At 52.4% G+C, this 8,756-nt stretch carries 9 protein-coding genes and 1 pseudogene; 8 read left to right on the top strand and 2 right to left on the bottom strand.

Annotated elements, in window-relative coordinates:
- Window positions 1-89 precede the first annotated feature (89 nt).
- The 4 genes from PFRI_RS01605 to PFRI_RS01590 all read left to right on the top strand — a co-directional run bounded on the left by PFRI_RS01605 (window position 90) and on the right by PFRI_RS01590 (window position 3,682).
- On the top strand, window positions 90-1,031 hold the full coding sequence (locus PFRI_RS01605) for a phosphatidylglycerol lysyltransferase domain-containing protein (protein ID WP_072629017.1): 942 nt from the start codon (window positions 90-92) through the stop codon (window positions 1,029-1,031).
- Between the two features lie 95 nt (window positions 1,032-1,126).
- Entirely contained in the window at window positions 1,127-2,143 is a 1,017-nt protein-coding gene (gene bmt, locus PFRI_RS01600) for a betaine--homocysteine S-methyltransferase (RefSeq protein WP_072629019.1), read from the top strand.
- A gap of 135 nt (window positions 2,144-2,278) precedes the next feature.
- On the top strand, window positions 2,279-2,977 hold the full coding sequence (locus PFRI_RS01595) for a cobalamin B12-binding domain-containing protein (protein WP_072629016.1): 699 nt from the start codon (window positions 2,279-2,281) through the stop codon (window positions 2,975-2,977).
- A 72-nt stretch (window positions 2,978-3,049) separates the two neighbouring features.
- Entirely contained in the window at window positions 3,050-3,682 is a 633-nt protein-coding gene (locus PFRI_RS01590; RefSeq protein WP_072629015.1) for a DUF1638 domain-containing protein, read from the top strand.
- Window positions 3,683-3,684: 2 nt separating this feature from the next.
- On the opposite strand, the gene PFRI_RS01585 is transcribed toward PFRI_RS01590, so the two are convergent.
- Window positions 3,685-4,827 carry a HupE/UreJ family protein gene (locus PFRI_RS01585; protein WP_245812206.1) on the bottom strand — a complete coding sequence of 381 codons (1,143 nt, stop codon included), beginning with the start codon at window positions 4,825-4,827 and terminating at the stop codon, window positions 3,685-3,687.
- 1 nt (window position 4,828) lies between these two features.
- On the opposite strand from PFRI_RS01585, the gene PFRI_RS01580 reads away from it, so the two are divergent.
- From PFRI_RS01580 to PFRI_RS01565, 4 genes are all read left to right on the top strand, one after another.
- Entirely contained in the window at window positions 4,829-5,638 is an 810-nt protein-coding gene (locus PFRI_RS01580; protein ID WP_072629014.1) for a DUF4198 domain-containing protein, read from the top strand.
- Between the two features lie 40 nt (window positions 5,639-5,678).
- A complete protein-coding gene (locus PFRI_RS01575) occupies window positions 5,679-6,572 on the top strand; it encodes a PfkB family carbohydrate kinase (RefSeq protein ID WP_072629013.1) in 894 nt (297 codons plus the stop codon).
- Window positions 6,569-7,489: a pseudouridine-5'-phosphate glycosidase gene (locus tag PFRI_RS01570; RefSeq protein WP_072629012.1), complete on the top strand. Its 921-nt coding sequence runs from the start codon at window positions 6,569-6,571 to the stop codon at window positions 7,487-7,489. The genes PFRI_RS01575 and PFRI_RS01570 overlap by 4 nt, the downstream gene beginning before the upstream one ends.
- 70 nt (window positions 7,490-7,559) lie before the next feature.
- Window positions 7,560-8,234: a DUF502 domain-containing protein gene (locus PFRI_RS01565; protein WP_072629011.1), complete on the top strand. Its 675-nt coding sequence runs from the start codon at window positions 7,560-7,562 to the stop codon at window positions 8,232-8,234.
- Between the two features lie 3 nt (window positions 8,235-8,237).
- Here the strand turns inward: PFRI_RS01565 and PFRI_RS01560 are convergent.
- Window positions 8,238-8,684 (bottom strand): annotated as a pseudogene (locus PFRI_RS01560) (patatin-like phospholipase family protein); the annotation flags it as partial.
- Between the last annotated feature and the right edge of the window lie 72 nt (window positions 8,685-8,756).

Here is an 8,756-nt window from a genome sequence, read left to right as displayed (position 1 = left end):
TCAGACAATTTCCGCGTCATAACCCATGAAAAAATTCGGGTTTTGGGGTAGCAGCGGTATAGCTCATAAAACCTCTCAAAGACGGACAGTTGAAACCAAAACTCGGTCATTTCTCGAAAGGACTGCACCCAGAAACCCTTGCGGGGCTTCAGACTGGCTACCTATTAACAGCGCAAAACGGAACTTGCGTTGGTGCGAGCTGCCGTACAACACAAACGAGCACTTTGTTGTTTGAGCCCGCGGGCCCCCTTGGTGAGGCCGCCAATGCGTTGATGCAAAAGGCGCACGCGAGCGAGACAAATCCGCTTTTTTACAAGTGCCATAAACGAAGTGCCGCAACCTTGCGCAAACACGGCTTTGCGACGATTCGGATTGCACAAGATGCACTAATCAACCTCACAACCTTCGACGTAAAAACCCCTAAGTACAAAGGTTTGCGTCGAAAACTTCGCAAAGCAGAGACTGCTGGCGTCACAATTCACCACGCGCAGATAAGTGACGCCGAGATGCAGCAAATGGCTGTCATCGATGCCGATTGGCAAGGTGCGAATGGCACAGCGCGCGGGCTTTCTATGGGGCGCTTTAGTTCAGACTATGTGATGTCGCAGGTTGTTTTTACAGCTTGGCAAAACAAGACGATGATCGCGTTCATCACCTGTCATCAAAGCCCTGAGTGTTGGACCCTTGATATTATGCGCAGTGCCACAAATGCACCGGTCGGCACGATGTATGCTTTGGTTCATCAGGCGCTGATCGCAGCGAAAGAGCAACACTGCGAGCGTTTTTCACTGGCCTCAACGAGTTACGAAAAGCAGCACATTCTGCGTTTCATTGATCAAATTAGTCTGCGCAAGCGGACAAGAACCGCAGGGCTTGAACAATTCAAACGCAGCTTCGCGCCTGCTTGGCAGCCGCTTTATGCCGCCGCTCCGAGCAATATAGGGTTAACGCTGTCGCTTTGGGATGTTTGGCAAGAGATTCATGACCCTCCACCTATTCCTGAAAAAGTCCAAATCGCGCCCTGCTCCTAGCGTAATCCGCATCTACCTCATTATCATTATGATGATTATGAATTTGTTTCAGAAACCCGTTCATGAGACATAAAAAGAAAATCGCAGGTAAAAAAATGACAAACGCTCTTACAAAAATGCTTGCCGAGCGCGACTGGATCTTGGCGGATGGCGCGACCGGAACAAATCTCTTCAATATGGGCCTTATGTCAGGTGACGCGCCAGAACTTTGGAATGAGCAATATCCTGAGAAAATCAAAGCACTTTACCAATCCGCTGTAGATGCGGGAAGCGATCTGTTTTTGACGAATTCCTTTGGTGGCAACGCGTCGCGCCTGAAGTTGCATAACGCACAAAAACGCGCGCACGAATTATCTCGTATGGCTGCAGAGATTGGTCGCGATGTTGCGGATAGTTCCGGTAGAACGGTCATCGTAGCAGGCTCTGTCGGTCCGACAGGCGACATTATGCAACCTGTCGGCACGTTGTCACATAGCGATGCAGTTGAAATATTTCATGAGCAAGCGGAAGGTTTAAAAGCGGGTGGCGCAGATGTGCTCTGGCTCGAAACAATTTCCGCACCAGAAGAATATCTCGCTGCGGCAGAGGCATTTAAGTTGGCCGATATGCTATGGGTTGGAACTATGAGTTTTGACACGGCGGGTCGCACCATGATGGGGATGACAAGTGCTGCAATGGTGGAGATGGTCGACAAAATTGACAATTCTCCTTTGGCCTTTGGTGCCAATTGCGGCACTGGTGCCTCTGATCTGCTGCGCACGATTCTGGGATTTTCTGCTCAAGGTTCGAGCACGCCAATCATCGCCAAGGGCAATGCTGGTATTCCCAAATATGTGGACGGTCACATTCATTATGACGGCACGCCCGAATTGATGGGTCAATACGCCTGCCTGGCGCGCGATTGCGGTGCCAAAATCATTGGCGGTTGCTGTGGTACGATGCCAGAGCATTTACGCGCGATGCGCGCAGCACTTGAAGGGTCTTCAAAATCTGGATCCCCTTCTCTTGAAGCCATCGTTGCGGCGCTTGGACCATTTTCATCCACCGGAGATGGAACCGAAGACAACGCGCCAACGGCACGGGTAACACGCCGTCGTCGTCGGATCGCTTAAGGCAACACCCAGTAAAAAATTGAATTTAGTCGGATGTGAACGCGCCAATGTCGCTATTGTCGAAGTGCGTCTGCGACATTCTGACCAAAGTTCACAGAAATAACAGGCGTTTGCGCCCCATTAAAGGAACGGCTCATGTCCGACGAAGACGACATCATCCTGGCGGAACTGGACGACGAAGAACTTGTCCAACAAATGTTCGACGACCTTTATGATGGTCTCAAAGAAGAAATCGAAGAAGGTGTTAACATCCTGCTCAGCCGCGGCTGGGCCCCCTATGACGTCCTGACCAAAGCGTTGGTTGGCGGCATGACAATTGTCGGCGCGGACTTCCGCGATGGTATTTTGTTCGTACCCGAAGTGCTTTTGGCAGCAAACGCAATGAAGGGTGGCATGTTCATTCTCAAGCCGTTGCTTGCAGAGACAGGTGCGCCGCGTGTTGGCAAAATGGTAATTGGCACGGTCAAAGGCGACATCCACGACATCGGCAAAAACCTTGTCTCAATGATGATGGAAGGTGCGGGTTTTGAGGTTGTTGATCTTGGCATTAACAATGCTGTCGACGCCTATCTCGAAGCGCTTGAAGCGGAAGAGCCTGACATCCTCGGCATGTCCGCACTGCTCACAACGACGATGCCCTACATGAAAGTGGTGATCGACACGCTCGTCGAGCAAGGCAAACGCGATGATTATATTGTACTTGTCGGGGGCGCACCGCTGAATGAAGAGTTTGGCAAAGCCATTGGTGCAGACGCCTACTGCCGTGATGCAGCTGTTGCTGTTGAGACGGCAAAAGAGTGGGTTGGGCGCAAGCACAATCAAATGGCAGGCTAAACGCTTCGGCCTAAGCAATACAAAGCTCCGGCGCGAAAGCGTGCGGAGCTTTTTTCGCTCAAGGACAAATAGATGCAGATCAAAGATGATGTTTTGGCGCAAGATGGCATAACGCTTCATGCAGGTGGCAAATCGCTTATCATCGCCTGTGGGGCGCTCGCGCGTGAAATACTTGCTTTGAAAAAGTTGAACGGTTGGGAACATATGGATCTCACCTGTCTACCTGCGATCTATCATGTCCATCCTGAAAAAATCACCGACGCCGTTGAGACTGCTGTTTTAAAACACAAAACTGACTATGCGCAGATATTCATAGCCTATGCGGATTGCGGCACTGGAGGATTATTGGCCGCAAAATGCGCAGAACTTGGCGTCGAATTGATCCAAGGGCCACATTGCTATTCGTTTTTCGAGGGCAATGCTGCGTTTGAGAAGATCTCAGAAGATGAGTTTACGGCCTTCTATCTGACTGACTTTCTGGTCCGCCAGTTTGACGCTTTTGTCATAAAACCAATGGGTTTAGATCGTCATCCTGAGCTGCGCGATATGTACTTTGGCAACTATGAAAAACTGGTCTATCAGGCGCAAACTGACAACCCTGAACTGACCGAAAAAGCCAAGCTTTGTGCAGAGCGATTGGGCTTGCGATTTGAGCGCCGCTTCACGGGGTACGGTGACCTTGAAACGGCACTCGCGCAGGTTTGAAGTTACAGGAACACGCGTTCCACGAACCAATAAGCACCTACGGCCGCAATGATTAACGACGCAGGGATCGCGATACGTTGGCGATACCAATCTTTGGAGCCAAACCAATAACCTACGGCGAGGAATGCAAGTGCAATCACGGTTAACTGGCCAAGCTCGACACCGACGTTGAAACCGATCAGAGCGGCAACAAACTGCCCTGCTGGAAGGCCAAATTCGCCAAGCACTGACGCGAAGCCAAGGCCGTGCAACAGGCCAAAGATAAAGATAATCACAGGTCGCCACGGGTTCATCTGTTTCGAGAACACATTTTCGATTGCAACGTAAACAATGGACGCCGCGATGATCGGCTCTACGATACTACCCGGAATTGTCACGATCCCAAGCGCGCCAAGCGCAAGAGTAACGGTGTGCGCAAGAGTGAAGGACGTCACTTGGATCAACAAAGGACGCAGCGCGGTAGAGAAGAAAAAGAGCCCTAAAACGAACAGGATGTGATCAAGTCCTTTGGGCAGGATGTGATCAAATCCAACGGGAATATATTGCGCAAAAACAGAGAAAAAGCCACGCGCTTCGCCACCCGCAATCAAAATCTCGGGGCTCGTCTCACCCCCTGCAATATAGCCTGTGAAAGGGTTTTCCGGTCCGATTTGACGGAGCAACAACGACCCGTACCCATCAGGCCAAGTCAGCTGCATTGTGCTTGGCTCACCGGAAACAGAAGCGCGAAGTTCCAGTTGCGAGGTACGTGGCAATTCGACATCGCCAATCTCAGGAATGTCCAAGCTACTGATTTGCATAGGGATTGCATCGCCATCTACATTGAGTGTCAGCGCACCAAGCATTTGTGGCGCAAAGGCACGCATGCGTTCATCAAGCTCAGCGGCGCTGAGCGCGCGCAACGCATCATAGTCAGCGGCTTGAGGAACGTCATCTGTATCCTCTGCGCTATCAAGATCGATTCCAGCGAGAAAACTCTCAAGCGTGATACGCAGACTGAAGATCGCCTCACCCTTCTCCACACTTAAATCGCCGACTGTCGCCCCGACCTCGTGACCACGCGCGGACGTCATTGTGATCAGCAAAAGGGTTGACACTGCCAGCATCTGCACCAGCATGTTTTTAACGTTATAGAAAGCAGACATAATGAACCTCAAGAACCTCCTCGTTGCCGCATCGATGACTTTCGTCGCAGCACCGCTCGTTGCACATGAGTTTTGGATTGATAGCAAGAAGTATCAAGTCGAAATTGGCGAAAACATCGCGGCCTTCACGAAAAACGGGCAGAATTTCAAAGGTGTGGATCTGGCTTACTTTACCCGTCGCGTGGTTCTGTTTGATCGTATCGATGCGGATGGCCGAATGGCAGTTGTACCGCGCTTGGGCGATTCACCGGTGTTTGACAAAGCGGTTGAAAACGAAGGGTTATTAACGCTGGTGTATCAAAGCACACCTGACAAACTGACGTATAAAGAATGGGCGAAATTCGACAAATTCGCGAAGCACAAAGCCTTTGGCGATGTGTTGGAAAAACACCGCGCACGCGGTTTGAATGAAGAAGAATTCAAAGAAACCTATTCACGCTTTGCCAAAGGCTTGTTCGCAGTCGGAAGCGGCGCGGGACAAGATGCGCAGCAAGGGTTGGAAGTAGAAATCGTCGCACTCAAAAACCCATACACGGATGACGTGAGTGAAGGTTTGCCAGTGCAAGTGTTCTACCGTGAAATGCCTCGGATAAACGCGCAGGTCGAAATTTTTGAACGCTCAGCGGACGGTGTTACAGAGGTCTCAACGGTTCAAACCAATGCGCAAGGCATCGCAATTGTCCCTGTTAAATCAGGCTATGCATATCTGCTCGACAACGTCGTTCTGCGCAAACCCAGTAAAGCACTGGCCGCAGAAACTGGCGCAGTTTGGGAAACACTTTGGGCCGCACTGACCTTCGAGGTGCGTTAAACCCCTTGCGAGCCTGACACGCTCGCGGCACTAAGACATGATGAGCGACACACCAGATATCCTTTGCATCGGCTCCGTTCTTTGGGACGTGATCGGGCGATCAAACAGTTCCATGCGCCAAGGCAGCGATGTGCCGGGGCGTATCACGCAATTGCCAGGTGGCGTCGCGCTGAACATCGCGATGACCTTACGCCGTTTTGGATTGACCCCCGCCTTGTTAAGTGCAGTTGGCCAAGATACAGCAGGCGAGCAACTCATCGCAGAGACCGAAGCCATGGGGCTGATCTGCAAGCACTTGTATCGTTCGGCTGATCTGCCCACAGATAAATACATGGCCGTCGAGGGCGCGAACGGCTTGATTGCAGCCATCGCGGACGCACATTCGCTAGAGGCGGCAGGCGAAAAGATCCTTGCGCCGTTGCAAGACGCAACATTGGGCAGCTTGGACGCGCCCTACTCTGGATTGATCGCGCTCGATGGCAATCTCACGTTGACGCTGCTGAGCAAGATCGCGAAAGACCCGCTGTTCGCCAGTGCCGACCTGCGTGTTGCACCTGCGTCCCCCGGCAAAGCAGCACGCTTGCGTCCTTTTCTCGATCAAACGCGCGCGACGCTTTATGTGAACTTGGAGGAAGCAGAATTGTTGTGCCAGAAAAGTTTCGACACTGCGGCGGTTGCCGCACAAGCGCTCATCGCGCGTGGCGCAGCGCGTGCCTTGGTCACGCATGGCGGTAATCTCGCCGCAGAGGCGGATGCAAGCGGTTTGCGCCAAGCCACGCCGCCACAGGTTTTGGTGGCACGCGTCACAGGCGCGGGTGATACATTTATGGCAGCTCACATCAGCGCGGAACTCAGCGGCGCTCATAAGCAAGACGCACTAGAACAAGCGCTGCAAGCCGCCGCGCGTTACGTTTCAGGAGAGACAACACATTGAGCCCCCTTCCCTTCATCCGCTCCGCATCCGTTCAAGCCGCACAAGATGCCGGCACGCCCATTGTCGCGCTGGAATCAACGATCATTACGCATGGGATGCCCTACCCGCAAAACCTCGAAATGGCGCGCAAGGTTGAAGCCACCGTGCGCGCAGGCGGCGCAGAACCTGCGACAATCGCCGTTTTGGACGGGACTTTGCACATCGGGTTAGAAGACAACGTGTTGGAAACGCTGGCGCAAACCAAAGGGGCGGCAAAACTCAGCCGCGCCGATATTGCCGTTTGCATGGCCACAGGTGGCACAGGTGCGACGACAGTTGCCGCCACGATGATTGCGGCAAACCTTGCAGGGATTTCAGTTTTTGCGACGGGCGGTATTGGCGGTGTGCACCGCGGTGCAGAGGAAAGTTTTGATGTCTCTGCCGACTTGCAAGAACTCGCACAGACCGCTGTGACCGTTGTTGCGGCTGGCGCGAAGGCAATCTTGGATGTCTCGAAAACGCTGGAAGTTTTAGAAACGCTTGGAGTACCCGTCATCGCATATGGCCAAGACGCGGTACCGGCATTCTGGTCTTCGCAAAGCGTCTACAAAGCGCCTTTGCGGTTGGATACTGCTCGCGAAATCGCCAAGGCACATAAAATGCGCGGATTGCTCGGATTGCCGGGTGGGCAGTTGATCGCGAACCCTATTCCAGGCGATGCAGAAATTCCGCGTTCCGAGATGGAACCCGTGATCGAGCGTGCGCTCAAGGACACCGTAACGCATGGAATCACCGGAAAATCTGTGACGCCCTATCTTTTACAACGTGTGTTTGAGCTAACCGAAGGGCGTTCACTGACTGCAAACATCGCACTTGTGCTCAACAATGCAGCACTTGCTGCGCAGATTGCATGCGAAATGGCGGACAATAAAGCGTAAGTTTACGACCAGCCATTGTGCCTGTGCGATGCTGCGCTTAACTAAGCGTCAGTGACGTTTGGAATGACTTATGAACACCCCCTTTGATGAAAAACCACGCCGTCCGGGCTTGTTTGCCTCGCTGCGCGCGAGCTTTTTGACCGGATTGATCGTGATTGCCCCTGTGGGCCTGACCATCTGGCTGATTTGGTCAGTCATTGGCTGGATTGACGGGGTGGTTTTGCCACTTGTTCCTTATGATTTCCAACCCGAGAAATACATCGGCATCAATCTGCGCGGCATTGGCGTTATCATCTTTTTGCTGTTCACTATTGTGGTTGGCTGGCTCGCCAAGGGTTTGCTCGGTCGTTCACTTATTCGCATCGCCGAAAACATGGTGCAAAACGTGCCTGTTGTGCGCTCGATCTATTCGGGTGTGAAACAGATTGCCGAAACGGTTTTTGCGCAGTCAGAGCGCTCGTTCGAAAAGGCATGCTTGTTCGAGTATCCGCGCAAGGGTATTTGGGCGATAGGTTTTATTTCGACCACCGCAAAGGGCGAAGTCGCACAGCGCGCGACCACCAGCGGCGATTTGATCAGCGTGTTTGTTCCAACGACGCCGAACCCGACATCTGGCTTTTTGCTGTTTTTTCCACGCGAAGACATAATCGAGCTCGACATGAGCGTTGAAGATGCCGCGAAATTAGTGATTTCGGCTGGCCTGGTCTATCCCAACGAAAAAGACCCGAGCCAGCCAAAGAGCTAAGCTTCAGCTGAACATCGCCTGTAGATCAACGCTGCTGCGCTTGCCAACGTCATTGCGGTGCGTTTCGAGGAATGCCGATGCTGCTGCTTGCCCTGCCTGTTTGAGCGCGTTCAAGACAGATGGAATTGCCACAGTTTTTGTCGCGACCGACAATTCATTCATCAGAGCATCATCCGCAATCATGTGCACATGCACGCGTTTCATCGCACCGCCGTCCATTGTGCCATCGCTTATAAGACGTTGTACAAAAGAGATCGCACGCAACTCGCGCAAGAGCGACGTGTTAAAGCCGTTCTCATTGATCCGGTTCTGGATCGCTTGCGCAGTTTGTGGCACCTCAGCACGCTCCAAAGGATTAATATTGATGATCAAAATATCTTCAGGATACTGTCGCTCAAACAATGGAAACAGCGGCGGGTTACCAGTGTAGCCCCCATCCCAATAGGCTTCGCCATTGACCTGCCCCCCTAGGCTCCCTCATTCATAACGAGAGTTTGCGGGTTTGGATTTCATATTCTTTAT

The organism is Planktotalea frisia (assembly GCF_001890925.1).
In the GTDB taxonomy this organism is placed as follows: Bacteria; Pseudomonadota; Alphaproteobacteria; order Rhodobacterales; family Rhodobacteraceae; genus Planktotalea; species Planktotalea frisia.
The sequence above is the reverse complement of the archived record's forward strand: the minus strand, read 5'-3'. Positions and strand labels throughout refer to the sequence as shown.

Excerpts from the sequence above, each read along its gene's own strand:
- PFRI_RS01585 (WP_245812206.1), bottom strand. The coding sequence starts at position 4,827 with ATGTCTGCTTTCTATAACGTTAAAAACATGCTGGTGCAGATGCTGGCA.
- bmt (WP_072629019.1), top strand. The coding sequence starts at position 1,127 with ATGACAAACGCTCTTACAAAAATGCTTGCCGAGCGCGACTGGATCTTG.
- PFRI_RS01580 (WP_072629014.1), top strand. The coding sequence starts at position 4,829 with ATGAACCTCAAGAACCTCCTCGTTGCCGCATCGATGACTTTCGTCGCA.
- PFRI_RS01565 (WP_072629011.1), top strand. The coding sequence starts at position 7,560 with ATGAACACCCCCTTTGATGAAAAACCACGCCGTCCGGGCTTGTTTGCC.
- PFRI_RS01595 (WP_072629016.1), top strand. The coding sequence starts at position 2,279 with ATGTCCGACGAAGACGACATCATCCTGGCGGAACTGGACGACGAAGAA.
- PFRI_RS01590 (WP_072629015.1), top strand. The coding sequence starts at position 3,050 with ATGCAGATCAAAGATGATGTTTTGGCGCAAGATGGCATAACGCTTCAT.
- PFRI_RS01575 (WP_072629013.1), top strand. The coding sequence starts at position 5,679 with ATGAGCGACACACCAGATATCCTTTGCATCGGCTCCGTTCTTTGGGAC.